Genomic DNA, 25,364 nt, shown 5'->3' on the forward strand with positions numbered 1-25,364 from the left:
CCCTCATGACGCTCGCACCCGCGAGACGCGCCACCAAGCGCGGCCGGCTCGCCCTCGCCACCGCCCTGCTCTCGGCCGCGACCATGGTCGCCGCCTGCTCCGGCCCCCCGCGCGGCGGGGACTCCGGCCAGGCCGGCTTCCAGCTCTCCGCCTCCACCCCGCCCGCCAAGGGCGAGATCGACTCCTTCACCTGGGCCACCTACGCCGAGCCGCCGACCCTCGACTACATCCAGGCCTTCGACTACCCGCAGAACACGATCCTCTCCAACGTGTGCGAGAGCCTGATGCGCTGGACCCCCCAGCTCACCCTGGCTCCCGGCCTGGCCGAGAAGGCCACCAACCCGGACCCGACCACCTGGGTCTACGACCTGCGCTCGGGGGTGCACTTCCACGACGGCACGGTGATGACCGCCGACGACGTCGTGTACAGCCTCGGCCGGCAGACCGACCCCAACAACGCGGCGGCCTGGGCCCAGACCTTCCAGAACGTCGACTCCATCACCAAGACCGGCCCGCTCCAGGTCACCGTCAAGCTCAAGCAGGCCGACTCCCAGTTCCCGCAGTACATGGCCACCGCCGCCGGCGTCGTCGCCGCCAAGGCCGGCATCGAGGCCGCGGGCAAGGACTACGGCACCACCGGCAGCCTCGACTGCACCGGCCCCTTCAAGCTCGGCACCTGGGCCAAGGGCCAGTCGCTCGAACTCCAGCGCTTCGACGACTACTGGGGCACCAAGGCCAAGTCGAAGAAGGTCGTGTTCAGCTTCCTCACCGACTCCTCGGCCCGCACCAACGCGATGCTGACCGGCGACGTCGACGGCGGCTACCTCATCCCCACCGAGAGCTACGACCGCCTCAAGAAGAGCGGCCCGGGCACCCTCTACTTCGGCGAGGGCCTGAGCACCGTCAACGTCAACGTCACCAACATGCAGGGCGCGCTCGGCGACGTCCGGGTGCGCCAGGCGCTGTCGCTGGCCCTGGACCGCTCCGGCTTCGTCAAGACCGGCCTGGCCGGCTCCGGCACCGTCACCGGCTCCCTCACCACCAGGGCCGCCTGGGCCTCCGCCCCCGACGACGTCCGCAAGAGCGCCTTCGACGGCCTCACCCCCACCACCCAGGACATCGACAAGGCCAAGGCCCTGGTCAAGGAGGCCGGCGCGAGCGGCAAGACGCTCGTCATGGCCACCAGCACCATCGGCCAGGACGTCTCCCTGCTCGCCACCGCCGTCCAGGCCGCCGGGACGAAGATCGGCCTCGACATCCAGCTCAAGACGATCGCCCCGAACGCCTTCACCGCGCTGTTCACCGACGCCAAGGCGCGCGAGGGCATCGACATGTTCCCGGAGACGTACTACGACTCCATCACCGACCCGCTCGACCTGCTCGTCAACTTCCGCACCGGCGCCTACCAGAACTTCGCCGGCTACAGCGACAAGGCCTACGACGACCTGATCGACCAGGCCACCGCCGAGTACGACCCGGCCAAGCGCGGCGCGATCGAGGCCAAGCTCCAGCAGGCCGCCTCCCAGCAGCTGCTGTGGATCCCGGTCGCCGAGTGGCCCACCGCCGTCTTCCTCAACAAGCGGATCACCGGCGCCCCGACCACCATCTCGTACATGTACTACCCGTGGGCCGCCGATGTGGGGGCCGCACGGTGAGCTTCCTCCGATTCGCCGCCCGGCGGCTGGTCGAGATGGCGGTGACCCTGCTCGGTGCCTCGTTCGTGGTCTTCGGGGCCATGTACCTGGCGCCGGGCAGCCCCGCGAGCTTCCTCCTGTCGGGACGGTCGGCCTCGCCGGCCGCCCTCCAGGCGATCAACGAGCAGTACCACCTCGACGACCCCTTCCTGGTGCGGTACTTCCGCTGGCTCGGCCAGGTGCTCCAGGGCGACTTCGGCCGCTCCATCACCTACCGCACCGACGTGTCCAAGCTGCTCGCCGACCGGCTCCCCGCCACCCTGCTGCTGGTCGGCATGGCCCTGGTGATCGTGGTCGTCATCGGCCTGGCCCTCGGCCGGCTCGGGGCGGTGCGCGGCGGCACCACCGACTCCACCATCCTGGTCACCACCACGATCGCCCTCGGCACGCCGTCCTTCGTCGCCGCCGTGCTGCTCCAGGGCCTCTTCGCGGTCAAGCTCGGCTGGTTCCCGGTCGGCGGCGTCGGCGACGGCCTCGGCGACATGCTCTGGCACCTCACCCTGCCGGCGCTCGCCCTCGCGCTCTACCTCATCGGCATGCTCGCCCGGGTCACCCGCGCCGCCATGCTGGAGGCCCTGGAGGGCGAGCACGTCACCGTGGCCCGCAGCCGCGGCGTCCCCGAGCGCGAGGTGATCCGCCGCCACGTGTTCCGCAACTCGCTGGGCACCGTGCTGACCACCGGCGGCCTGATCGTCTCCACCCTGCTGGTCTGCACCATCCTGGTGGAGTCCGCGTTCAGCATCGGCGGTATCGGCCAGCTCCTCGAACTGTCCACCACCACCAAGGACTTCCCGACCGTCCAGGCCATCTCGCTGATCATCGTCGCCCTGTTCATGACGGTGAACCTGGTCGTCGACCTGCTCCACCCACTGGTCGACCCCCGGGTCACCCTCGGCTCCAGGAGGTCCGACGCATGAGTGCCGGTCTCATCGAACGGTCGGGCCTCACGCGCCGGCCCGGCCTCGGCCGGATCAAGGCCGCCCGCGCCCCGCTCTACCTGGCCTGCCTCGGCTTCGCCGTACTGGTGGTGCTCGCCGCCCTGCTCGCCCCCCTGCTGTCGCCGTACGACCCGAACGCCGTCGACCTGGGCAACGCCCTGGCCGGGCCCTCGCCCGACCACCTGCTCGGCGTCGACACGGCCGGGCGCGACACCCTCTCCCGGCTGCTGATCGGCGCCCGCACCTCGCTGCTCGGCCCGCTCGGCGTGGTCGTCTTCTCCACCGTCGCCGGCATCGCCGTCGGCCTCGCGGCCGGCTGGCGCGGCGGCTGGCTCGACTCCGTCCTCTCCCGCAGCACCGAACTGGTCTTCGCCTTCCCCGGCATGCTGCTCGCCATCCTGATCGTCTCGGTCTACGGCGAGGGCCTGCTCGCCCCCGTCGTCGCCCTGGCGATCGCCTACCTGCCCTACGTCTCCCGGCTCACCCGCTCCCTGGTACTGGCCGAACGGACCCGGCCGTACGTCTCCGCCTACCAGGTCCAGGGCCACTCCGCCCTGCAGATCTGCCTGCGGCACGTCCTGCCCAACATCGCGCCGGTCGTCCTCGCCCAGTCCGCCGTCAACTTCGGCTACGCCCTGATGGACCTCGCCGGCCTGTCCTTCCTCGGCCTCGGCGTCCCCGCCCTCACCCCCGACTGGGGCCGGATGGTCTTCGACGGCCAGACCGCGATCCAGCACGGCTACCCGCTCTCCGCGATCCTGCCCTGCGCCCTGATCGTGCTCACCGTCGTCGCCTTCAACGTGGTCGGCGAGCGCTGGGCCGACCGGGTCGCCCGGAGGTCCGCATGAACGACCACCGCACCACTGGAAGGACCGCGTGAACGCCCTCGACATCCAGGGCCTCCGGCTCCAACTGCCCGGCACCGCCCGGCCCGTCCTCGACGGGGTCGACCTCACCGTCGCCCCCGGCGAGACCGTCGCCCTGGTCGGCGAGTCCGGCTCCGGCAAGACCCTCACCTCCCGCACCGCCCTCGGCCTGCTGCCGTCCGGCGCCGCACCGGAGGGCACCGTCCTGGTCGACGGCGAGGACGTCCTGACCATGGCGCCCGCCCGGCTGCGCGCCCTGCGCACCGGCCAGGCCGCGATGATCTTCCAGGACCCCCGGGCCGCCATCAACCCGCTGCGCCGGATCGGCGACTTCCTCACCGAGAGCGTGCGCCTCACCGGCGCCATGAGCGCCGCCGACGCCGACCGGCGGGCCGTCGAACTCCTCGACGCCGTCGGCCTCGGCCCGGAACTGCTGAGCCGCTACCCCGGGCAGCTGTCCGGCGGCATGCTCCAGCGCGTGATGATCGCCGCCGCCCTGATGGGCGACCCGATCCTGCTGCTCGCCGACGAGCCCACCACGGCGCTCGACGTCACCAGCCAGGCCGAGGTGGTCGCCCTGCTCGGCCGGCTGCGCGAACGCTTCGGCACCGGGCTGCTGTTCGTCACCCACGACCTCGGCCTCGCCGCCGCGATCAGCGACCGGGTCTACGTCATGTACGCCGGACGGATCGCCGAGACCGGCCCCGCCGCCGAACTCTTCGCCCGGCCCCGCCACCCCTACACGGCCGCCCTGCTCGCCTCCACCCCCCGACTGGACGCCCCGGCCGGCCGGCTCGCCGCCATCGACGGCCAACCGCCCGACCTGCGGCAGGAGTTGAACGGCTGCGCGTTCGCCGCCCGGTGCTCCTTCGCCACCGAGGTGTGCCGGGAGCAGACCCCCGAGCTGGCCGGGGAGGCTCCCACTCCGGAGGAGCACCTGGTCGCCTGCCACCACCCGCTCGGGGACGGCCCGTTCGGGGACGCCCCGGCCGGGGACGGCCCGCTCGAAGGGAGCCGCGCCGATGCCTGAGCCCGTACTCCAGGTCACCGGACTGCACCGGACCTTCGGCAGCGTCCGGGCGGTGGACGACGTCTCCTTCACCCTCGACGCCGGCGCCTCGCTCGGCATCGTCGGCGAGTCCGGCTCCGGCAAGACCACCACCGCGCGGATCATCGTCGGCCTCGAACAGGCCGACGAGGGGCGGGTCACCGTCCACGGCCGGCCGCGGACCGGCCGCGCCCGGGGCAGGGCCGAGCGGCTGGCCCGCGCCCGCGAGGTGCAGATGGTCTTCCAGGACCCGTACCTCTCGCTGGACCCGCGCACCAGCGTCGAGGCCGTGCTCCGGGAGACCCTGCGGCTGCACTTCCCGGAGACCGACCACCAGGCCCGGATCAAGGAACTCCTCGACCAGGTCGGGCTCGGCACCAGGGCCGCCGAAGCGCTGCCCCGCCAGCTCTCCGGCGGCCAGCGCCAACGCGTCGCCATCGCCCGGGCGCTGGCCGTGCGACCGGCCGTCCTGGTACTGGACGAGGCGGTCGCCGCCCTGGACGTGTCCGTCCAGGCCCAGGTGCTCAACCTGCTCGCCGACATCCGCGAGGAGACCGGCATCGGCTACCTCTTCATCACCCACGACCTCGGCGTGGTCCGCTGCGTCACCGACGAGGTCGTGGTGATGCGGAACGGAAGGATCGTCGAGGCCGGACCGACCGCCCAGGTCCTCGACGACCCGCAGCACGCCTACACGGCGCTGCTGCTGGAGTCCGTCCCCCGGCCCGGCTGGGATCCCGACGGGATCGCCGCCGCGCGCCGCGCGCTGTAGCGCGACCCGGGACCGGCAGGTGGTGGGACCTGCCGGTCCCGGGTGGGGGACGGCGCGGTCGGACGGCGCCGGGCGGCCGCGGCTCGGCCGGCCCGGCGCCGTCCCCCGTCGTTCCGCGGCCGTGGCCAGGGTGGGGCGGTTCCGACGGCCTCACCCGAACGGCGGAGCCGCGCCGCGCCGGAACCTGACGCCCCTTTCAGTAGCCTGCGGAGCCGAACCCGACACCTACCGGAACGAGGCCCCATGGCTCCCTCCCGGCCGTCCCGCCGTGCGCTCCTGCAGTCCGGGGCCGCGTTCGCCGCCCTGGCCCTGGCCGGCGGCTGCTCCTCCGACAGCACGGCGGACGAGCAGCCCGGACCGAGCGGCACGGCCGCGGGCACCCCGGCCCCGTCGGGCAGCCAGGCCGCCGCCCGGGCGATGCCCGCCGAGTCGGGCCCGCACACCCGCACCTTCATGGCCTGGCCGGCCCTGGAGGAGGTGTGGGGCGACCAACTCCCCGGCGTCCGGCAGGACATCGCCTCGCTCGCCCAGGCCGTCGCGGGCTTCGAACCGGTCGTCCTGCTGGCCCGCCCCGACCAGGCCGACCAGGCCCGCCAGGCCTGCGGCTCCTCCGTCGAGGTGCTGGAGCTGATGGTCGACGACCTGTGGGCCCGGGACACCGGCCCGACCTTCGTCACCGGCCCCCAGGGCCTGGCCGGCGTCGACTTCAACTTCAACGGCTGGGGCGGCAAGCAGACCCACGCCAACGACGGCCAGGTCGCCCGCAACCTCCTCGACCACTACGGCATCACCCGCATCCAGGCGCCGATCACCGGCGAGGGCGGCGGCATCGAGGTCGACGGCGAGGGCACCCTGATGGCCTGCGAGAGCTCCTGGGTCAACGACAACCGCAACCCCGGCAAGAGCCGGGACCAGATCGAGGCGGACTTCAAGGACCTGCTCGGCGTCCGGAAGGTGATCTGGTTCAAGGGCGTCGCCGGACAGGACATCACCGACTGCCACGTCGACGCGCTCGCCCGCTTCGCCGAGCCCGGCACCGTCGTCCTGCACCGCCCCGCCGCCGACACCCCGCCGGACGTCTGGACCACCGCCTCCAACCAGGCCATCCAGGTGCTCCAGACCGCGACCGACGCCAAGGGCCGCACACTCAAGGTGGTCGACCTCCCCGAGCCCGACTTCGACCTGATCCAGGGCGCGGGCAAGAACTTCCTCGCCACCTACATCAACTACTACGTCTGCAACGGCGGCGTGATCGTCCCGAAGTTCGGCGACCAGGCCGCCGACGACAAGGCGGCCGGCATCATCGGCGACCTCCACCCCGGCCGCAAGGTCACCCAGGTCTCCATCAACCACATCGCCGCGGGCGGCGGCGGCATCCACTGCGCCACCCAGCAGCAGCCGGTCGCCGCAGCGGGCGCGTCGGGCGCGTCGGGCGCGTCGGCCGGAGAGCCGTCCGGCCCGGCCTCGCCCGCCGCGTCGTCGTGAGGGGCCGCGGCCGGCTGCGCGGCAACCGCTTCGCCCTCGCCCTGCTGCTGCTCGCCGTGCTCTGCTCGGCCGGCATCGCGCTGTACCTCAACGAGCGCGACACCCGGCAGCAGACCCGGGAACTGGCCCTGCCGACGACGGCGGACTGGATCGAACTCGACCTCACCGCCCAGGAGATCGACCCCGGGTCGGGCGACCTCAGCCTCTACGTGGCGGCCGTCCCGCACGGCAGCCTCGCCGACGGTCCGGACTCCACGGTGTTCACCCGGCAGGTCGACATCACCGCCCACTCCGCGGCCAGCACCGACCTGCGGGCCGCGGCGGGGGAGAGCGTCACCGCCCGGTCCGTCCAGGCCAACCTGTACGACGGCACCGAGTCCGACTACCCCTTCGACCGCTACCACTTCGAACTGGGCTTCTCGGCCACGGACAGCGCCGGCGCGGTGCCGGTCGGGCTGGTCTTCGTGGACGCCGACCCGTTCTTCGTGGTGCGGCCCACCAGCACCCCGCACGCCTCCGGGTTGACCGTCCTGGACGGCCGGGTCAGCCGGGCGCGCAGCACCTTCATCCTCGCCTGGTTCATGATCGCCGCGATGTGGGCGCTCGCCCTGGCCGTGCTGGCCGGCGCGGAGGTGCTCTACCGCGGCGGCCAGGGGCTGGTCTGGCCCTCGCTCGGCTGGATGGCGGCGACCCTCTTCGCGCTCATCGGCATGCGCAACGCGGCACCGGGCTCGCCACCGGTCGGCTCGCTGATGGACTACGTGTCCTTCTTCTGGGCCGAGGGGATCATCGCCGCGAGCCTGGCCTTCACCGTCATCGCCGGGGTCCGGGTCGAGCACCGCAAACGCCGAGCGGAGGAAGCGGCCGCGGAGCCTGCGGCGGGCCCGGCGGCCGATCCCGCCGGACCCTGACGGTTCGTCAGCCGCTCCGATGGGCCGGGGCCACCGGCCGTGCGACCGCCGCCGCCCGGCCCGCGGGGACGCCGGTGGTCGCACGCGCGGCGCGCGGGGCGGTGGCGGCGAGCAGGAGGGCGAGCAGGACGTAGAGCGGGGCGGCGTTGGGGTCGGTCGCCTGGCCGGTGGACAGGCCGCCGAGGCTCTGCCCGAGCACCCAGAACACGAGGGACAGGGCGACGGCGGCACCGGCGGCCGGCGGCCGCAGGCGTGGTCGCAGCGCCGCGAGCCCGATCAGGGCCTGCGCCGCGACCAGGGCGACGGTGACGGCGGTGCCACCGGCGGCCAGGGCCGACACGGTGTGCGCGCCGGCCGGGCGGAGCCAGGCGGGAGCACTGTCCGCGCTCCCGGCGACGGCCTGGAGGGCGCTGTTCCCGGGCAGCGCCTGGAGCACGGCCGCGCCGACCCACAGCACCACCCAGGACCGGATGAGCCATCCCGTCCGCAGTCCGTCGGCCGGTTCGGTCCGGACGGCGGCGTCGCCGGGAAGGCCTCCGGACGCCGTTGGCCGGGCCGGCCACAGGGCGAGCGCGACGACCGCGTACAGCACGACGGCGCCCGGTCCGCCGGTGAGCATCAGCGCGTGCGCACTCGTCAGGCCGCCGAGGCCCTCACCCAGCCACCAGACGGCGAGCGCCCAGGCGATCGAGGCGCCGAGCGCGAGGCGGACCCGGCGGGCCGAGTGCGCGAGGACCAGCGCGGCGCCGAGCAGGAGTTGGGTGGCGGCGAACAACAGGTCGAGGGGGAGCGGTGCGGTGGCGATCAGCCGGGCCGCCCAGTGCACCGGGCCCGCGACGACGGCGGGCTGCTGGTCGCCGGCCGGGGCGATGATCCGGTGGGCGAAGCCGGTGGTGAACATGAAGGGCTGCAACTGCAGCGCTCCGGCGAGGAGCCACAGCAGACCCAGGGTCACCTGGGCCCGGCGGCGGGTGATGCGCATGACGTCTCCAGCGGGAGGGGGAGCCCGCCCGGCACCGCTGGGGCGCCGGGCGCGCTCAGGGGAGCGGGCCGGTCGGGTCGGCGTCGGCGACGGTGTTGCCGCGGTAGGAGTGGGTGGCCTGGTCCCAGTCGCCGCAGGTGATCAGCCTCAGGTGGGGCAGGGCGTCGGCGGATCCGTAGACGGCGAGGGTCGGGAACGCGTCCTTGGGGTACTCCCGCACCGTGTCGACGCGGAAGGGGACGGTGGCACCGTCGGCCAGGGTCACCGACACCTGGTCCCCGGGCCTGAGGGCACCGAGCCGGTAGAAGACCGCCGGCCCGGTCCGGGCGGAGTCGACGTGGCCCAGGATGACCGAGGCCCCGACCTGGCCCGGGCTCACCGATCCGGTGAACCAGCCCGCCTGGAGGGGCTGTTGGGGCACCTGGACGGTGCCGTCCGGGTTCAGGCCGAGTCTCAGCAGCGAGGTGTGGACGTGGATCGACGGGATGTCGAGTTCGGTCGGGGGCGAGGCGGGCAGCGGACCGGGCGGCAGCGCGGCGTCGCCGGGCGTTCGTTCGGCCGGGAGGGCCGCCGCGGCAGTCGGTCGGGGCGGCGGCTCGGCGTGGTCGGTGGCGGCCAGGGCGAGGGTGCTCGCTCCGCCACCGGCCAGCAGGCCGGTGGCGGCGAGCACCGCGAGGCGTCGGCGGGCGCCGGACACGGTCGGGTGGTTGCCGGGCATGGCGGGGCCGGGGGGTCAGGAACGGTCGTCGCCGACCGGCCGGCGGCGGCGCAGCGCCCAGGCTCCTCCGGCGGCCGCGACCAGCAGGAAGCTGCCGCCCGTGACCAGGGCCGCGTCGTCGGGACGGTGCTGGGTGGCCCCCGAGCCGGTGGCCGCGCCGCCGGTGGGCATGGCCTGGAGGGTGCCGCACAGGGCGGGTGCGGTGGCGGTCTGCGGCAGGGTCGGGTCCAGGTCGCTCGGGCCCAGGACGTCGGTGAACTTGCCGCTGCCGTTGTAGTCGAGGCCGTGCACCACGATGACGGCCTTGCCGGAGCGGATGTTGTTCGCCACGTCGTCGGTGACCGTCACGGTGCGTGCGTAGTGGAAGGAGCTTCCGGTGGGGAAGCGGTCGACGGCCAGGCCGCTGGCGGGGCTGGTGTCACCGCTGGTGGTCAGGGAGGTGCCGATCATTCCGTAAGAGGGGTGGCCGTCACTGGTACTGAGCGCGGTGTGGCCGTTGAGGTTGGTGGCCGCCGCGGCGGTCGGGCACACGCCCATGCCGTCGACGTGGATGTGCATCGCGTGCGGGACCCCGGCCAGCAGGCCGGTGGTGTCGACGGTGACGGTGGCCTGGTCGCCGCTCAGCGAGACCGTCGCGCTGCCGGAACCGGTGACGTTGTTGGTGGGGACGGGCTGGAGTCCGGCCTGGTAGCCGGGGGGACTCGGTGAGCCGGCGGCGAGGGCTGTCGCGGGCACGCCCGCGGTCAGGCCCAGCGCGCCGGCGGCGGCCAGGCAGTAGATGGCTTTGCGCATGATGATCGTCCGCTCGTCGGGGCGGCCCGGCCGGGTGGGAACCGGTCGGACGCAGCCCGTTCGGACTGGCGGCGTGGTCGCCGCTCCTGGGGGTGGGCACCCGCGCCCCGGTGCTGCCCGGGGCGGGGTGGGGACGCCGTGCACCGAGCGGTGCGGGCGTCGGGTCGGTTCACCAGGGATTCGTGGCGGGCGGTGCGCCGGATGGGTCGGTCCGGCGGATCATCGTGCGGAAGGGGTCTGCCGGCGCGGGAACTCCCCGTTCCCGGCGAGGAGATCGTTCAGGAGCCGAGCCGGACCAGTTCGGCGTCGATCGCGTCGGCCATCAGCATCCGGGCGTGCGCCAGCGGCAGGCTGCCGCTCAGCCAGCGGGTGCTGAGGCCTTCGAGCAGCGCGGTGAGCCGCTCCGCCGCACCGGCCAGCGCGACCGCCGAGGACATCGGCTGCACGCCGCCCAGCAGTTCGGCGATCTCCTGGACCCAGACCCGGGTGGCCCGCGCGAGGTCCTCGCGCAGGGTCTCGTCGAAGACGGCGCTGGCGCGCAGCTCGCCCCAGGCGGTGCTGTTCTCCCGGACCTCGACGCTGTCCTGGAGCTCCAGCAGCAGCGTCTGCTCCAGCTCCTCGCGGGCCGTCAACGGCGGTGCGTCCGCGGCGCGTTCGGTCGTGTAGCGCTCGGCCCGGTCGTTGATGAACTCCAGCGTCTGCCGGAGGATCCCGGTGCGGTCCTTGAAGTGGTAGTAGATCAGCGCGGTGGACACGCCCGCCTCGGCGGCGAGCTCCTCCACCCGCAACCCGCGTACCCCGCGCCGCGCGATCACCCGCGCCGCAGCTTCCATGATCGACGTTTTCCTACTGGCCACGGTCCACCACCTTACCCGCGGGGCGCGCCAAGATCACTCCGTATGCTGAAAGTCCCGTCAGGTGGGATGCCGGGCGGATGCCGGTCGAGGACCGCACGTCCTGACGACTTTCGGACAAGCTGCGCCCCGGGAGCGGAATTCTCCGGTCCTCCGCTGAACTTTCACGCCTCCACCACCTAGGGTGGCTCTCGTTCGACCGCCGGGTGGACCGGCGCAACGGGGGCACCTCATCCTCCTCAACACCCCAGGAGCACAACGGACATGATCCTGCGTCAGATAGTGAAGCGCGTGAGGGCCCTGGCGGTCGGACGGGGCGCCGGCGCCGCCGTGGCGTCGATCGCCCTGATCGCGGCCGTCGCCCTGGGCGGCACCGTCTCCGGCATGTCCACGGCCGAGGCCCGGACGGCGGGCTGGGGCAACGGAGGCAAGTGGAGCTGCTCCGGGCAGCCCGTCGCCGCCGGGAACGTCATCACCGACCACGACCCCAGCGGCTGCAGCGGCGCCGGCTCCTGGTACCAGCAGCCGGCCAAGGACGGCATCTGGACCTGCTCCGGCTCCCCGGTGGTGGCCGGCTACGTCATCACCGACCACCAGACCACCGGCTGCCGGGGCATGGGCTCCTGGCGGCACAGCCTCGTCCACGACGGCATCTGGACCTGCTCCGGCTCGCCCGTCGTGCCCGGCTACGTCATCAGCAACCACTTCCGCAGCGGCTGCGGCGGCATCGGCAACTGGCAGCACAGCCTCCCGCACGACGGCATCTGGACCTGCTCCGGCTCCCCGGTGGTGGCCGGCTACGTGATCACCGGCCACCAGGTGGCGGGCTGCGACGGCGCCGGCTCCTGGCGCCACAACATCGCCCGCGTCGGCCTGTGGACCTGCCCCGGCTCGCCCGTCCCGGCCGGCTTCCGGGCCACCCAGTACAACGCCGGCGCCTGCGACGGCCTCGGCGGCTGGGCCCTCGCCCGCGCCTGACGCACCGCCACCGGGCCGGCCCCGTCCCGGCCGGCCCGGTCCCCAGTGGTTACGGGGCCGGTTCGGCCAGGACGGCCTGTGCCGCGTTGTGCCCCGGGATCCCGCTGACCCCGCCGCCGCGGACGGCGCCCGCCCCGCAGAGCAGCACGTTCGGGTGGGCGGTGGCCACGCCCCAGCGGGCGGCGGGGTCCGCCCGCTCCTCCCCGCGGCCGTCCCGGTCCTCCGTGAAGGGGAAGGCGAGGTCGCGATGGAAGATGTGCCCGCCCGGCAGCCCGAGCTCCCGCTCCAGCGCCGGCGGCGTCCGGGCCTCCACGCAGGGCCGTCCGTCCGCGTCCACGGCCAGGCAGTCGGCGATCGGCTCGGCCAGCACCGCGTCCAGCTGCGCCAGGCTCGCGGCCAGCGCGCGCCCCTCGGCCGCCGGGTCGCCGAACAGCCGGGCGGGCATGTGCAGTCCGAAGAGCGTCAGGGTCTGGTACCCCTGCCGGACGGCCTCCGGCCCGAGGACGGACGGGTCGGTGAGGGAGTGGCAGTAGATCTCGGACGGCGGCGCCGAAGGCAGTCGGCCGGCCAGCGCCTCGGTGTACGCGGTCTCCAACTGCCGGTAGCCCTCGGCGATGTGGAAGGTCCCGGCGAAGGCCTCGCGCGGGTCGGCGGCGGCGTCCCGCAGCCGGGGCAGCCGGCGCAGCACCATGTTGACCTTGAGCTGGGAGCCCTCCGGGGCGGGCCCCGGGTCCTCGCCGAGCAGCCGGGCCAGGGTGGCCGGTGCGGCGTTCACCAGCACCCGGTGCCCCGCCACCGTCGCCTCGCCGTCCCGGTGCCGGTACGTCACCTCGGCGTCGCCCCGGCCGTCGGTGGCGACGGCCGTCACCTCGCAGCCGGTCCGGAGCTCCGCCCCGGCCGCCCGCGCGGCCCCGGCCAGGGCGTCCGTCACCGCGCCCATCCCGCCGACCGGCACGTCCCAGTCGCCGGTCCCGTTGCCGATGACGTGGTAGAGGAAGCAGCGGTTCTGCCGCAGCGCGGGGTCGTGGGCGTGGGTGAAGGTGCCGATCAGCGCGTCCGTCAGGACCACCCCGCGCACCAGGTCGTCCGTGAAGCTCCCTTCGACCACCTCGCCGAGCGGCCGCTCGAACAGGGCCGTCCAGGCGGCCTCGTCGTCGACCAGCCGACGGAACTCGGCGCGGGTGCGCAGCGGTTCGGTGAGGGTGGGGAACACCCGCCGGGCGACCTCCGCCGTCATCCCGTAGAAGCGCTGCCAGGCCTGCCACTCCCGGTCGCTGCCGGTCAGGCTCCGGAACGACTCCCGGGTGCGGCCCGGGTCGGCCGCGTCCACCAGCAGCCCGGTGGGCTTCCCGTCCCGCAGCGTGGGGGTGTAGGAGGAGATCCGGCGGCGGCGCAGGTCGAGCCGCAGCCCGAGGTCCCGCACCACCTGCCGGGGCAGCAGGCTGACGAGGTAGGAGTAGCGCGACAACCGGGCGTCCACGCCGGGGAACACCCGGGCGGAGACGGCGGCCCCGCCCACCCGCGCCAGCCGTTCGAGGACCAGCACCCGCCGCCCGGCCCGCGCCAGGTAGGCCGCGGCCACCAGTCCGTTGTGCCCGCCGCCGACGATCACGACGTCGTACCGGGATGACACCTTCGTGGTCATCCGGTCACGGTACGACACCGCACCCGTGCGGGGAACCCGCACGACACCGGTGGCATGCGGTGGCGTGCGGTGGCCCCGCCGGGCCGTGGGGTTTCGAGATCGCGCACCTGATCGAGACCCGGTCCGGCCCCGTGGTACGTTCCGGGACCAAGGGGGCGACATGGACGAGACGTCGACGGCACGTGAGGAACTGGACCGACTGGGTCGGTCCCTGCACGGGCAACTGCTCACCCTGGTCAAGGACCTGACCGTTCGGGTCCACCTCCGCCGACTCGCGCTCGGCGAGCCGCAGCCGGAGATCACGGACCGGCCCGATCCGCTGCGCCACCACCACGCGCTGGCGTACCAGGGCAACCGTCCGGCGCGTGTCACCGCCACCGAGACGTCCGACCGGGCGGTCTCCCTCCTCGACGCGGCCGGCTGGGACGTCACGACGTCACGGCTGGACGACGACGGGAGGGTCTGGACGGTCGTCGTCGCCCGCCGGGACGGCAGCACCATCCGCGTCCTGACGAGCGACGACACCCCCGCGGTGGTCTTCCGCGGCCAGACGGCGGACCTGTCCCTGCACACCCCGCAACCGGCGCAGCACCCGGTGCCGGAGACGGTGCCGGAGCCCCAGCCGGAACCCGAGCCGGAGCCGGTGCGTACGCCCGAGACCCTGACACCCGGCTACGTCCTCTGCTACGAGTGCGACGGCCTCGGCCTCTGCCTCCTCTGCCGCGGCCGCGGCTGGCGGCCCCGCCTGCCCGAGGGCAAGCGCCGATGCGGCGAATGCCAGGCCAGGAAGGTCTGCGTCATCTGCAGGGGCGGCGGCCAGCTGAGCATCTACGGACTGTCCACCTACCAACGCGGCTACTACCCGGAGCTGGACCAGCGCTGACCTCGGCCGTCGCTTGTGCTTCTCAGGGGATGAACTGCGCGCCGAGCAGGCCGTGGCCGGCGTTCGCCGCCGCGCGCCAGACCGGGGGTACGCCGTCGAGCAGGGCGGTGATGTCGTCCCGGCTGCCCTCGTCGTGGAGGGCGGCGGTGAGGAGAAGTTCGGCCTGGTGCCGGCTCTGCGGGGTCCAGTCGTAGGCGCGTTCGACGGCGGGAAGGGTCTGTACGACCTGTTCCGGGGTGAGGAGGAGGTCGCCGAACCAGCCGGGCAGGTGCGCGAAGCGCTGCGGGCCGAGGGCGAAGGCCATGGCGGAGGCCGGGTAGGCCTTGCGGGCGGAGGCCACGACGTGCGGCAGGGACTTGTCGTAGCCCTGTTCCCAGGCCTCGTAGACGGTGCAGATCCGCTCGTCCAGTGCGGACGGGGCGGTGAGATCGATGAAGCGGTCCAGCGCCTCCGGGGTGCTGCCGCCGGCCCGCCACCACCGGAGGAGGTCCGTGGACGCGGGGAGCGCGGCCTCCGCCTCGATGACCGGAGCGAGTTCCGGCGCGTACCGCGCGACGGTGTCGGGCCGTACGGGGACCAGACACCACATGCCCAGGAAACTCATCGGTGGCCCCCCCTTGTCGTGTTGCCGTGATGGTGTCACGGCCCTCCGACAACGGGATGCCGCGCCGCCCGGGTCCGGGGCGAAGGCTCCGGTAGCTCCCCCGCTCCGCTCATTCCGTGGCCGTCAGCCAGGCGTGGAGCCGGCGCAGGGCGAGGGTTTCCGCCGGGGAGGCGGGCGCGGTCAGTGCCTGACGCAGTGCCCGGTCGGCCGCGTCGTGGGCTCCTGCGGCGATCAGTGACTGCAGGGCCCGCCACCGGGTCTCGTCGGCGGTGCCCGGCGTCGTGCAGACGCGGCACCACAGGGGGACGGCCTCCTGGGCGAGTCCTGCGCCGGCCAGGAGGGAGGCGGTCTCGGCGACCCGGCCGATCGTGCCGAGGGAGGCCGACACGCGGCCGAGGACCTCCCGAACGCCCCCCGCGCCGGCCACGGCCGCCCACGCCCGGACGACGGCCCGGAGCTCGGGACCGGTCAGACCGGGGTCGTCGAGCAGCCGGCGCCCCAGCTCCATGACGGCCTTGTCCTGGCCGTGTTCGACCAGGACGGGCAGGAGCTCCGTGCGCAGCGCCGCCCCGCCGTACGGGCGGGCCTCCAGGGCGTCCAGGACCTCCTCGCAGGCCGATGCGCCGTCGTGGCGCAGCACGACGCGGGCGGCGTTCACGAACGCCTTGGTGCTGCTGCCGGGTTGCCGGAGCACGCGGAGGGCGAGGGGCAGGACGGCGGCGGGCGCCGCACCGGCTTCGAGCAGCAGCCCGAGGGCGGTCGCGTGGTCCTCGGGCTTCCCGTCGAGTGTCTCCAGCCAGTGCCGTACCTCGTCCGCCGCGTCCGGGCCGAGGGCCCTGACGAGGACCATGAACTCCAGCTGGAGGCTGTACCTCCGCCGGGTCGTGGCACCGAGGCCCGTCCGGACCAGTTCGAGTGCCTGCGCGGCGAATCCCTCGCGCAGCAGGTCGTGGGCGATGCTCGGGCGCTCGTCCGCGTTCCACACCGAGGCCTCGCGCAGGAACCCGACGATGCGGTCGGCTCCGGCGGCGCCCTCCGTCTCGACCCACGCCGTCACGACGTCGCTGTTGTCGTCGCTGCTGATCGATTCGTCGAGGAAGCGTCGGGTGAGCGGGGCGGCCTCGTCGGTGCGCCCGAACCGGAGCAGGGTGAGGATCAGGCCCCGGGCCGACCAGATCTGGGAGTCGTTCCGGGCTCCGATGATCCGGGCGACCTCCTCGGCGGCGTCCGCCCCGTCGACGTCGAACCAGAGTTCGCCGGCCCTCTCCAGGCGCTGGTCGTTGTGCTCGGGGCCGGTCAGGACGGACCGGGCGAGGTCCACCAGGCCCTCGGTGCTGCCCTCGGCGAGGAGCAGGTCCCCGGCGGTCAGCCGGTCCCAGACGGAGACGCGCGGAGCGGTGAGCAGACGCCTCAGGGCCTCGGTCCGGAACGGCCCGCCCGAGGGGTCGAGCGAGGCGAGGTGCCGGCAGCACAGCAGCACGGTCTCCGGCGTCCCGGTCGAGGCCAGGCCCTCCAGGGCGGTGATGCCGTCCCGGAGGGAGGCGACGTTCGCGAGCGCGGCGGCCGCCCCGGTGCGCAGGGACGGCGGGAGGCCCTCCGCCTGCGCGACGGTGCGAAGGCGGGCGGCGAGCCGGCGGTTCCCGCGCAGCTGGGACAGCTCGGCGAGGACCTCGGCGTCGGACGTGGCGAACCGCGACTTCTCGTCACCGGCGAAGTCCGTCAGGCGGTCGATCACCGACTGTTCGAGCGCTTCGCCCAGGGGTACGCCCGCCGTGACCAGGCGCAGTGCCATGACCCGGTGCTGCAGCTCGCCGGCGAGCAGGTGGCGGACGATCAGGCCGACGTCGTTGCCGGGCCGCCGCGCCCAGAGGGCACAGGTGAACAGCATCCGGTTACGGGCGCCGGCGCTGGTGGCGGCGGCGGCCCAGGGGCCGAGGCCGGGGAAGTCGGAGGGGATCCCCGGCGCCTCGTCCCGGGCGGCGAGGAACTCGGCGAACGACTGGTGGAGGAAGGACAACTCGGTGCCGTCGAAGGAGAGCACACCGCTCTGCGCCAGGAACTGCCCGAGTTCACCGTCGGCGCTCTCGGGCCAGCGCAGGCCGGAGGGGAGTCGGTCCGCCAGCCACGTCCGGGCCTCGCCGACGAGCGAGGTCTCCGGCGACCCCTTGAGCCGCGCCCAGGCGAGGTGGGTCACCAACCGGTCGCGGTGCTCCAGCAGCCACGCGGCCATGGGGCCCAGCTCCCGCTGCTCCCAGCGTTCGACGAACCGCTTCGTGACCGCACGGTTCCCCTCCCGGGCGGTCCTGAGCTGGTCCAGGAACGCCTCGTACAGGTCGACCCGGCCGCGGGGCAGCGGAGCGCGCGGGTTGCGGCTGCGGAAGGCGGCCGCGATGGTCGCCAGCAGCGGCACCCGGAGCACCTCCTGCAGACCGGCCTCGTCGACCTCGTCCAGGAACCGCCGGGCGTGGGCGGCGGCGTCGTCCGATCCCTGGGCCCGGAACCAGCGCTCGGCGAACGCGAGTTGCTGGTCGGTGTCGAAGCCCTTGAGGGTGTAGAAGCCGATGCCCGGCAGGTCCTCGAAGGGTTCGAGCTCGCCCTGCGGGAGGGGGCGGGAGGTGATGACGAACCGGAAGTGCCCGCCGGGCGGCATCTGTTCGGCGAGCTTCCGCAGGGCGTTGTACCGGATGACCGGTGAGGACACCTCGTCCAGGCCGTCGACGACGACGAGCCACCGGACGCCGTGCGGGCGGCTCGCGAACCGCTCGTGGTGCACGGGCTCGGTCTGGGTGCCGCTGCGGTTCACCGCCTCGCTCAACTGCCGGTACCAGGCCTGGGGGAGATGGAGGTCCGCCGAGGCGATCCGGACGGCGACCACGGCGCTCGGGTACCAGGGCTGTGCCCCGCCGTCCTCGTCCTCGCACAGCCAGTACCTGGCCACCTGCCGCACGAGGTGCCGGCCCAGGGTGGTCTTGCCGGTGCCCGGACCGCCCGTGATGAAGAGGTGGTCGTGCGTCGCCAGGGCCTCGGCGAGGGTCGAGGCCGACGGGTGGGGCCGCCGGGCGGCCTCCTGCCCCGGTTTCTCGGGGCCCTGCGGCAGGGGCTGGACGTCCTGCTCGACGTAGACCTCGGACAGCGGCGGTCTGACGACGCCGAGCAGGTCGTAGGGGAACTGCTCGGCGGCGGCGGCCTGGCTGCGCAGCAGGTCCTCCAGCCACGGGTCGGGCAGGGGGATGTCCGTCCACTCCACGTTCCTGACGCCTGCCCCGCGCGTCGCGTGGCGCCGGGCGCGCTCCGCCAGCCTCGACTGCCGTTCGGCGCGACTCCACAGGGAGGCGACGGCCTCCGCGGGGTGGCCGAGCGCCGCGGCGAGCTGCTCGGCCGCCTGCCGTCGGCAGAGGCGGCGGGCGCCCAGGACGTCGTACACGGTGTTCTTGTCGGGAGCCACCGGGGCGCCGGGCGCACGGGGGGCCTTGAGGAAGGCGTGGACGCTGACGTGTCCGGCGGCTCGCAGCGCCGAGCGGAACCACTCGGCGAGCTCGGCCAGTTCGGGCCGCTCGCGCTGCTCGGTCTTCCTCGGCCGTCCGTTCGCCATCAGCCCGCTCTCCATGGGTTTCCGCAGAGTTTCCTCACGCTAGAGGGAAATCCCGCCGCAGGTGGAGGGTTTGTCGCATCGGTTTCGACGAGTGACGGGGGAGCGGCGCGATGGTGTTCGACGCGGTGGTGAACGGCCTGGACGGTGCCCGGGCGGCAGCCGTGACGGTTCCGGTGGTGATCGCCGCGGTGGCGCGCCGCTGGCTGCACTACCGGGAGGCCGTGCGGCGGGAGGCGGAGCGCACCCGGCAGGTCGAGACGGCCGTCGCGGGGACGGAGTCACGGCACCGGGCCGCGGTGATGGCGGCGTGCGCGTGGCTCCGGGAACCGCCGCGGACGCACGACGGGCACCGTTCGACGTCGGAACGGTCGACGTCGGAGCGGTCGGGTTCGGAGCGGTCGACGTCGGAGCGGCTGAAAGGGCGGCGGGGAGGCTGACTGTGCGTGCCGGCGGTGTTACGCTCGCCGCAAGAGAGAGCTGACTCTCACTTGTTGGGTCCGGGCCTCGTTCGTCCACCCCGGCCCCGAGTGGGCAGGAGAGAGCCGCTCCGCCGAGTGTTCGTGAGGAGAGACCATGAACGCGCCCGCACCGCAGTTACCCTTCGAACGTCCCAACGCCCTGGACCTGGCGCCGCTGCTCGCGCGGCTGCGCGAGGAAGGGCCGATCACCCGGGTGACGACACCCGCCGGGGACCCGGCCTGGCTGGTGACCCGCTACGAGGAAGCCCGGGAGATCCTGAGCGACACCCGGTTCTCCCGGCTGCGCCCCGACACCGCGGACTCCCCGAGGATCTCGGCCTCGGCCCTGCACACCCGCCCCGCCCCCACGCCCGAGGAGGAGGACCGCGAGCACGCCCGGATGCGGCGGATGCTGGCACCCGCGTTCAGCGCGCCGCGGATGCGGCGGCTGGGCGAGCGGATCGGGGAACTCGCCGCGTCCTGCCTGGACGGGATGGAGGAGGAGCGCGCAGGGGATCCGCGCCGCGCCGTCGACCTGCACGGCCACCTGTCCTTCCCGCTGCCCGTGATGGTGATCTGCGAGCTGCTGGGCGTGCCCGTCGCGGACCGGGAGCTGCTGCGCGGCTGGTCGGAGCGGATCGCCGCGCTGTACGGCGGGGCCGACGGGGCCGCGGCCATGGCCGAGTTCGAGGCGTACGTGGCCGCGGTCGCCGAGGACAAGCGCAAGCGGCCGGGACAGGACGTGATCAGCGACATCCTGGCCGTCCAGGCACAGGACCCGTCCTTCACCGAGGAGGAGATGACCCGCCTGGCGGTGGGACTGCTGTTCGCGGGCCACGAGACGACGTCGACCCGGATCGACCTCGGAGTCCTGTTCCTGCTGAGCGACACCGCCCGGCGCGACCGCTTCGCCGCCGACCCCGACGGATCGGCCCGCGCCACCGTGGAGGAGGTCCTGCGGATGGCCGCGCCCGGTGCTCTGGGCCTGACCCGCTACGCCCGCGAGGAGGTCACCGTCGCGGGGACGGCGATCGCGCGGGGCGAGGCGGTGCTGGTGGCGATCAACGCCGCGAACCGGGACGGGCGGGCGTTCGAGGAGCCGGACACCTTCGACCCGTCGCGTTCCCCCAACGCCCACCTGGCCTTCGGGCACGGCGGCCACTACTGCATCGGCAACGCGCTGGCCCGCACCGAGATGCAGATCGCGCTGACCGCGCTGGTCCGACGCTTCCCCGGCCTCCGGCTGGCGGTGGACGCGCGCAGCCTGCGCGACCACTCCGAACGGCTGGCGGGCGGCATCGGCGAGGTGCCGGTGCTGTGGTGAACGGGGGCCGTCTGACGTCTGACCTCTGACGTCCGAGGTCTGACGTCAGTCCTCAGTCCTCAGCCGTAAGCCGTCAGGGTGTGCGGGTGCGCAGCGCGGGGGCGGGGCAGGGCAGTGGGCGGGCCCCGGCGGGGGAGAGGCCGTCGAGGACCAGGGCCAGGTACCGGCGCCAGCCGCCCTCACCCGGGTCCACCGTCCACAGCACCGAGACCAGCATGACGACGACGCGGTGCAGGTCGTCGGGCACGAGGTCGGTGCGGAGCACGCCCGCTGCCTGACCGCGCGCGAGGAGGACGTCGAGGGCGGCGAAGAACTCCTCACCGGTCGCCGGGGTCAGCACACCGGCGGCGCGGGCGGCGGCCAGCACGTTGTAGTCGCCGGCCACCGACTCCAGAGCCGCCGCCAGCACTCGGGCCAGCCCGCCCGCGGGATCGGGATCGTGGGCGGCGGCCTGGATGACGGGCTGGACGTGCTCGTCGAAGCGCTGGTCCAGCACGGCCCGCAGGAGCGCGGCCTTGTCGGGGAAGCGGCGGAAGAGCGTGGCGGCCCCGAGGCCGGCCCGGCGCGCCACGTCGTCGAGGTGGGCGTCGGGGCCCTGCTCGGCGAAGACCTCCCGGGCAGCCCGGATGATCTTCTCCGCGTTGCGGGCGGCGTCGGCGCGCAGCAGTCGGGGAGCGTCGGGGACCATCCCGGCACCCTATCGCCGCAGCGGCCGCTACCCGAGGCCCTCCGCCACGCGGACGAGTTCCTCGTCCGTGAGCCGCGGGGGGCCGCCGGTGGTGACGACGAAGGTGTAGGTGCCGTCGGACCAGGTCAGTGAATGGGGGCCACCTGGGGAGTCCGCGTGCGTGATGCTCGCCGGGAGGCCCTTGACGGTGGCGGCCTTGCCGGGCGGTGGTGTGCTGCTCCGGAGGGTCTGGCCGATGATCAGGCTCCCTTGTGTGTCGGGCTCCGTGCCCAGGGTGTACCGGACGGCCCAGGCCGGGGTGTCGGTCGGGACTGCTGCCAGGCCGGGCAGGTAGACCATCCTGCCCGCGGGGGAGGGGTAGTAGTTCTCCGGGAGGAACGCGGGCCGGAGGAGCTTGCGCTCGTCGAAGTGGACGGCGGGCTTGCCCGTGGCGTCGTCGAGCGTTCTGGTCCCGAGGGGTTCGCTCAGGCGGGTGGCGATCTGCGCGGCGCCGCCCAGGTCGCAGAACCCCGGACGGACCGTGTGCCGCAGGGAGACCGTCACCGTGCCGGTGGACTCCTGGGCCACGAGTTCCGGCCGTTCCTCGCACCCCCAGCCGATGTTGAGCGTCAGGGTCAGGCCGTCGGAGCTGACCAGCAGCGGGTGGCCGGCCACGGGGCCTTGGCTGACCCGGGTCTCCGGGCCCCGATCCATCCACGCGTTGATCGCGATCGCGACGCCGCCGCCGAGAACGGTCACGACAGCCACGGCGGTCAGGCGGTTCCGTCGTCGACGGTTCGTCAACTGTCCTGCGGTCACTCGTGTCACGGTCCCTCCCCGGCGGTCACGGTCATGCTCGCGGCCCGGCCCGTGCGAGGTCAAACGAGGCGGTGGGAGGCGGCGGCGCCCCATCTTGACGGTGGCGTGACAATGCAGCGGGGAGGGCCTCGCCGATTCGGCAGGGGAGGCATGTCAGGCATGTCTGGAAGGGACGGGATGTTCGCGCAAGGGACGAGCATGCTCCAGGGTGAGGGTTTGTCGGCGAAGGACGGTTTCGAGTGCTGGCGGGACGGGCTGGCCAGGAGGCGGGAGTGCGAGGCGACGAGTGCTCACGCACACGACTTCACCTGGCAGGTGCGGCTCTTCGAGCTGGGGCCGGTGGTGCTGGTGGGGTCGTCGTTCCCGTCGGCGCGGTTCTGGCGTACGGAGCGGATGATCCGGCGTTCGGATCAGGAGCTGTGCTACCTGACGCTGCTGACCTCGGGAACCCACGCGCTCCGGCGGGGGCGGGAGCAGGTGGAGACGTTCGGCGCCGGGGACTTCTCCCTCGTCGACAGCTCCACCCCGCACGATGCGCGGATGTTCGGGGACCGGGCCCCGGGCGGGGGCGGTCCGGAAGTCGTCGGGGTGGGGATCGACCTGCCCGTTTCGCTGCTGCCGGTGCCCCCGCACCGGATGCGTGACCTGCTCGGCCGCAGGCTCTCCGGCCGGGAGGGCACAGGGGCGCTGCTGGCGCAGTTCCTCCTGGGGCTGGAGCGCCAGGCCGCCGCCCTCCAGCCCGCGGAGGCGTCCCGCCTCGGCACGGTGGTGCTCGACCTGATGTCGGCCTGGATCGCCGGGGAGCTCGACGCCGAGCGCACGCTGCCCCTGGAGGCCCGGCAGCGGGCCCTGGTGGAGACCATCCGCGCATTCGTCCGGGCCAACCTGCACGACCCCGGACTCACCCCGCCCGTGGTCGCCGCCGCCCACCACATCTCCGTCAGCCACCTGCACCGCCTCTTCGCGCGCCACTCCCAGGCGGAGACCGTGAGCGGGTTCATCCGCCGCCAGCGGCTGAGGAAGGCCCACCGCGACCTCGTCGACCCGGCCCTGATGGCCGTTCCGGTCCACGCCATCGGCGCCCGCTGCGGCATCCCCAACCCCTCCGAGTTCAGCCGCGCGTTCAAAGCCGCGTACGGCCTCTCCCCACGCGAACAGCGCCGCCGGGCCCTACCCGGGCCGACGGTCGAGGAGACGCTGCGCACAGGGTCGGAGACTCGTCGCGCATTCCACCACCGGACCGCCGACCTAGCGTGAGACGTGCACGGGAAGCCCCGCCCGGAATGCCCGTGTCACCGGATCAGATCAGCCACGACCTGGAGGTCATCGATGAAGAGGGCAATCGCCACACTCACCGCCACGGGGGTCCTGACCGTGGCCACCCTGGTCGGAGGCGCCGCGAGCGCCGGCGCGGCGACCCCGGCCCCGGCGCCGGCCCCTGCGCATGCTGCCGCTGTGGCCGCCAACCCCATCGGCTCCTACGGCCCGTTCGGATCCGCTCAGGAGTGCACGCAGTACGTCGCGGACTACGGCAACTTGGGCTTCTGGGACTGCGAGTACGCCCAGCACAACTGGTACGCGTTCAGCCCGAACGCCGGCCACGTCGCGATCGATTCCTGGGGCCCGTTCGGATCCGCCCAGGAGTGCATCTCCTGGGTGGGGAGCATCAACAAGCTCGGCGTCTTCGACTGCGAGTACGCCTTGACCAAGTGGTACGCGTTCGCCCCGGTCTAGGAGCTGCGACCGCCCGCGCCGTGAGGTCCCGCCGAGCCCCGGAGAACTACTCCGGGGCTCGGCGGCGTCTGCGGACGGTGGAGGCCGAACCGCCGGTGATCGCGTTCAGGCCCCATCCACCGTTCGACGACGTACAGTTGGCACGTTCGGTCATGTTCACCTCAGAACACGGACGAGAAGGAGTGCCTTTCTTGACCACTCACCTCAGGACCGGCGCCCGCGTGCGGATGGTTCCCGCGCTGGCCGCGACGCTGTGCGGGATCATCGGCGGCACCGCGCTCGGAACCTCCCCGGCCGCCGCGGCCGACCAGCGCCACCCGATCTACGCCATCGCCCACCGGGTCGACACCCTGGACGGCGTGGACGTGGCGCTCAAGCACGGCGCCAACGGCATCGAGATCGACGTCTGCGCCTGGTGGAACCCGAACGAGTGGCGCGCCTACCACGACTGTTCCTCGGCCGGGGAGAACCGGCTCGGCCCCAGCTTCGACAGCATGATCGACCGCATCCTCTCCAACGCCAACGCGGGCCGCCGGCTGTCGCTGGTCTGGCTGGACATCAAGGACCCCAACTACTGCGGCGAGGAGCCCAACCGCACCTGCAGCGTCGCGGGCCTCCACGACAAGGCACAGCGGCTGACCGCCGCCGGCATCCAGGTCCTCTACGGCTTCTTCGAGTACCACGGCGGCAACACCCCCGACGTCGGCGGCCGCGGCTGGAAGAGCCTGGAGGGCAAGCTCGGCCGTCTGGAGGGCATGACCACCACCGGGGCCCGTGACAAGGTCGTCGGCGCCTTCAACAGCTCCGGCGCCGGCATCCCGGTCGGCCGCCGGGCGATGGACTACGGCGACACCGACATCAAGAACGGGTTCGGCAACTGCACCGAGGCCACCTGGAACACCTGCGCGGAACTGAAGAAGGGAGCGGCCGACCGGGCAGCCGGCCGACTCGCCGCCACGCTGTCCTGGACGACCACCTACAACGACCCCTGGTACGTGGACAAGCTCCTCGGTGACGCCCAGGTCGACGGCATCATCGCGGGCTACGGCGCCTTCACGGGCGTGCGGGAGTACGACGACACCTGGCAGTGCGCCAACGCGATCAACCTCGTCCGCGACTGGGTCAACCGCCACAGCGGCACCCACCGGATGGCCAACAGCGGTGACCGCCTCTTCAAGTAGGGGACCGTCAGCCCCGGACCGCTCCCGCGCGGCCCGGGGCCGGGCATTTGTTTCGGGCGAGAAGTAGGGGTACTGTCTCCCAGTCGCCCGACAGGGAGCACCGGACACGCGATGGCGCGGACGGTTCCGGGGCGGCCAATCCACGAGAAACAGCACAGGCCGACTTCGGCATGCCTGGTTATCGGGATTGCGGCCGGATTCGCTTTTCGGAGCGGGGCTCGGCTAGAGTTTGAAACGTCGAACGGGGCATCAAACCCCGGAAGGCACCGGCGAGTTGGATGACGAAGCCCCGGAAAACGGAGCGGAAAACATCTGATAAGCTGAAAACACGAAAGAACGAAGCGCCCGGAGGGCCCGCTGGAAGGCGGTCCGAAGGAAGCGTCCGTTCCTTGAGAACTCAACAGCGTGCCAAAAGTCAA

23 protein-coding genes are annotated in these 25,364 nt (G+C 73.4%); 14 read left to right on the forward strand and 9 right to left on the reverse strand.

What is annotated here, in order from left to right; translation table 11 throughout:
* The first annotated feature begins 5 nt into the window (after window positions 1-5).
* The 7 genes from ACFC1T_RS30100 to ACFC1T_RS30130 all read left to right on the forward strand — a co-directional run bounded on the left by ACFC1T_RS30100 (window position 6) and on the right by ACFC1T_RS30130 (window position 7,714).
* Window positions 6-1,655: an ABC transporter substrate-binding protein gene (locus ACFC1T_RS30100; RefSeq protein WP_375893529.1), complete on the forward strand. Its 1,650-nt coding sequence runs from the start codon at window positions 6-8 to the stop codon at window positions 1,653-1,655.
* Window positions 1,652-2,611 carry an ABC transporter permease gene (locus tag ACFC1T_RS30105; RefSeq protein ID WP_375893531.1) on the forward strand — a complete coding sequence of 320 codons (960 nt, stop codon included), beginning with the start codon at window positions 1,652-1,654 and terminating at the stop codon, window positions 2,609-2,611. Before ACFC1T_RS30100 ends, ACFC1T_RS30105 begins: the two co-directional genes overlap by 4 nt.
* Complete coding sequence (locus ACFC1T_RS30110) at window positions 2,608-3,480, forward strand: ABC transporter permease (RefSeq protein WP_375893533.1); 873 nt, start codon at window positions 2,608-2,610, stop codon at window positions 3,478-3,480. Before ACFC1T_RS30105 ends, ACFC1T_RS30110 begins: the two co-directional genes overlap by 4 nt.
* A gap of 28 nt (window positions 3,481-3,508) precedes the next feature.
* The gene (locus tag ACFC1T_RS30115) at window positions 3,509-4,528 is read left to right on the forward strand and encodes an ABC transporter ATP-binding protein (protein ID WP_375893535.1); all 1,020 of its coding nucleotides are present in this window, start codon (window positions 3,509-3,511) and stop codon (window positions 4,526-4,528) included.
* Window positions 4,521-5,318: an ABC transporter ATP-binding protein gene (locus ACFC1T_RS30120; RefSeq protein WP_375893537.1), complete on the forward strand. Its 798-nt coding sequence runs from the start codon at window positions 4,521-4,523 to the stop codon at window positions 5,316-5,318. Before ACFC1T_RS30115 ends, ACFC1T_RS30120 begins: the two co-directional genes overlap by 8 nt.
* 243 nt (window positions 5,319-5,561) lie before the next feature.
* Window positions 5,562-6,803: an agmatine deiminase family protein gene (locus tag ACFC1T_RS30125; RefSeq protein WP_375893539.1), complete on the forward strand. Its 1,242-nt coding sequence runs from the start codon at window positions 5,562-5,564 to the stop codon at window positions 6,801-6,803.
* A complete protein-coding gene (locus tag ACFC1T_RS30130) occupies window positions 6,800-7,714 on the forward strand; it encodes a DUF4436 family protein (protein WP_375893541.1) in 915 nt (304 codons plus the stop codon). The genes ACFC1T_RS30125 and ACFC1T_RS30130 overlap by 4 nt, the downstream gene beginning before the upstream one ends.
* A gap of 7 nt (window positions 7,715-7,721) precedes the next feature.
* Here ACFC1T_RS30130 and ACFC1T_RS30135 read toward each other — a convergent pair whose 3' ends face one another.
* From ACFC1T_RS30135 to ACFC1T_RS30150, 4 genes are all read right to left on the reverse strand, one after another.
* Window positions 7,722-8,696 (reverse strand): hypothetical protein, encoded by a 975-nt coding sequence (locus tag ACFC1T_RS30135; RefSeq protein ID WP_375893543.1) that lies wholly within the window; start codon window positions 8,694-8,696, stop codon window positions 7,722-7,724.
* 55 nt (window positions 8,697-8,751) lie between these two features.
* Window positions 8,752-9,414 (reverse strand): class F sortase, encoded by a 663-nt coding sequence (locus ACFC1T_RS30140; RefSeq protein ID WP_375893544.1) that lies wholly within the window; start codon window positions 9,412-9,414, stop codon window positions 8,752-8,754.
* A gap of 15 nt (window positions 9,415-9,429) precedes the next feature.
* Window positions 9,430-10,206: a hypothetical protein gene (locus ACFC1T_RS30145; RefSeq protein WP_375893546.1), complete on the reverse strand. Its 777-nt coding sequence runs from the start codon at window positions 10,204-10,206 to the stop codon at window positions 9,430-9,432.
* A gap of 278 nt (window positions 10,207-10,484) precedes the next feature.
* Entirely contained in the window at window positions 10,485-11,039 is a 555-nt protein-coding gene (locus ACFC1T_RS30150) for a TetR/AcrR family transcriptional regulator (RefSeq protein ID WP_375893548.1), read from the reverse strand.
* A gap of 285 nt (window positions 11,040-11,324) precedes the next feature.
* On the opposite strand from ACFC1T_RS30150, the gene ACFC1T_RS30155 reads away from it, so the two are divergent.
* Window positions 11,325-12,038 carry a hypothetical protein gene (locus ACFC1T_RS30155; protein WP_375893550.1) on the forward strand — a complete coding sequence of 238 codons (714 nt, stop codon included), beginning with the start codon at window positions 11,325-11,327 and terminating at the stop codon, window positions 12,036-12,038.
* 49 nt (window positions 12,039-12,087) lie between these two features.
* Here the strand turns inward: ACFC1T_RS30155 and ACFC1T_RS30160 are convergent, their stop codons facing one another.
* Window positions 12,088-13,683 (reverse strand): phytoene desaturase family protein, encoded by a 1,596-nt coding sequence (locus ACFC1T_RS30160; protein WP_375893552.1) that lies wholly within the window; start codon window positions 13,681-13,683, stop codon window positions 12,088-12,090.
* Between the two features lie 160 nt (window positions 13,684-13,843).
* Between ACFC1T_RS30160 and ACFC1T_RS30165 the strand changes: the two genes are divergently transcribed.
* On the forward strand, window positions 13,844-14,566 hold the full coding sequence (locus ACFC1T_RS30165; protein WP_375893554.1) for a hypothetical protein: 723 nt from the start codon (window positions 13,844-13,846) through the stop codon (window positions 14,564-14,566).
* 22 nt (window positions 14,567-14,588) lie between these two features.
* Here ACFC1T_RS30165 and ACFC1T_RS30170 read toward each other — a convergent pair whose 3' ends face one another.
* On the reverse strand, window positions 14,589-15,170 hold the full coding sequence (locus ACFC1T_RS30170; RefSeq protein ID WP_375893556.1) for a hypothetical protein: 582 nt from the start codon (window positions 15,168-15,170) through the stop codon (window positions 14,589-14,591).
* A 109-nt stretch (window positions 15,171-15,279) separates the two neighbouring features.
* Window positions 15,280-18,762: an NACHT domain-containing protein gene (locus ACFC1T_RS30175; protein ID WP_375893558.1), complete on the reverse strand. Its 3,483-nt coding sequence runs from the start codon at window positions 18,760-18,762 to the stop codon at window positions 15,280-15,282.
* A gap of 110 nt (window positions 18,763-18,872) precedes the next feature.
* On the opposite strand from ACFC1T_RS30175, the gene ACFC1T_RS30180 reads away from it, so the two are divergent.
* Together ACFC1T_RS30180 and ACFC1T_RS30185 are read left to right on the forward strand one after the other, a co-directional pair.
* Window positions 18,873-19,199, forward strand: a complete 327-nt coding sequence (locus ACFC1T_RS30180; RefSeq protein ID WP_375893560.1) for a hypothetical protein — start codon at window positions 18,873-18,875, stop codon at window positions 19,197-19,199.
* 136 nt (window positions 19,200-19,335) lie between these two features.
* On the forward strand, window positions 19,336-20,544 hold the full coding sequence (locus ACFC1T_RS30185; RefSeq protein ID WP_375893562.1) for a cytochrome P450: 1,209 nt from the start codon (window positions 19,336-19,338) through the stop codon (window positions 20,542-20,544).
* A 73-nt stretch (window positions 20,545-20,617) separates the two neighbouring features.
* Here ACFC1T_RS30185 and ACFC1T_RS30190 read toward each other — a convergent pair whose 3' ends face one another.
* The gene (locus ACFC1T_RS30190) at window positions 20,618-21,232 is read right to left on the reverse strand and encodes a TetR/AcrR family transcriptional regulator (protein ID WP_375893564.1); all 615 of its coding nucleotides are present in this window, start codon (window positions 21,230-21,232) and stop codon (window positions 20,618-20,620) included.
* Window positions 21,233-21,259: 27 nt separating this feature from the next.
* Window positions 21,260-21,970, reverse strand: a complete 711-nt coding sequence (locus tag ACFC1T_RS30195; RefSeq protein WP_375893565.1) for a hypothetical protein — start codon at window positions 21,968-21,970, stop codon at window positions 21,260-21,262.
* Window positions 21,971-22,228: 258 nt separating this feature from the next.
* Here ACFC1T_RS30195 and ACFC1T_RS30200 point away from each other — a divergent pair, with 258 nt between their 5' ends.
* The 3 genes from ACFC1T_RS30200 to ACFC1T_RS30210 all read left to right on the forward strand — a co-directional run bounded on the left by ACFC1T_RS30200 (window position 22,229) and on the right by ACFC1T_RS30210 (window position 24,945).
* Window positions 22,229-23,287: a helix-turn-helix domain-containing protein gene (locus ACFC1T_RS30200; RefSeq protein ID WP_375893567.1), complete on the forward strand. Its 1,059-nt coding sequence runs from the start codon at window positions 22,229-22,231 to the stop codon at window positions 23,285-23,287.
* A gap of 198 nt (window positions 23,288-23,485) precedes the next feature.
* Complete coding sequence (locus tag ACFC1T_RS30205; RefSeq protein WP_375893569.1) at window positions 23,486-23,764, forward strand: hypothetical protein; 279 nt, start codon at window positions 23,486-23,488, stop codon at window positions 23,762-23,764.
* A gap of 182 nt (window positions 23,765-23,946) precedes the next feature.
* Window positions 23,947-24,945: a phospholipase gene (locus ACFC1T_RS30210; RefSeq protein ID WP_375893571.1), complete on the forward strand. Its 999-nt coding sequence runs from the start codon at window positions 23,947-23,949 to the stop codon at window positions 24,943-24,945.
* Window positions 24,946-25,364 lie beyond the last annotated feature (419 nt).

Source organism: Kitasatospora sp. NPDC056076 (genome assembly GCF_042266305.1).
GTDB lineage: Bacteria > Actinomycetota > Actinomycetes > Streptomycetales > Streptomycetaceae > Kitasatospora.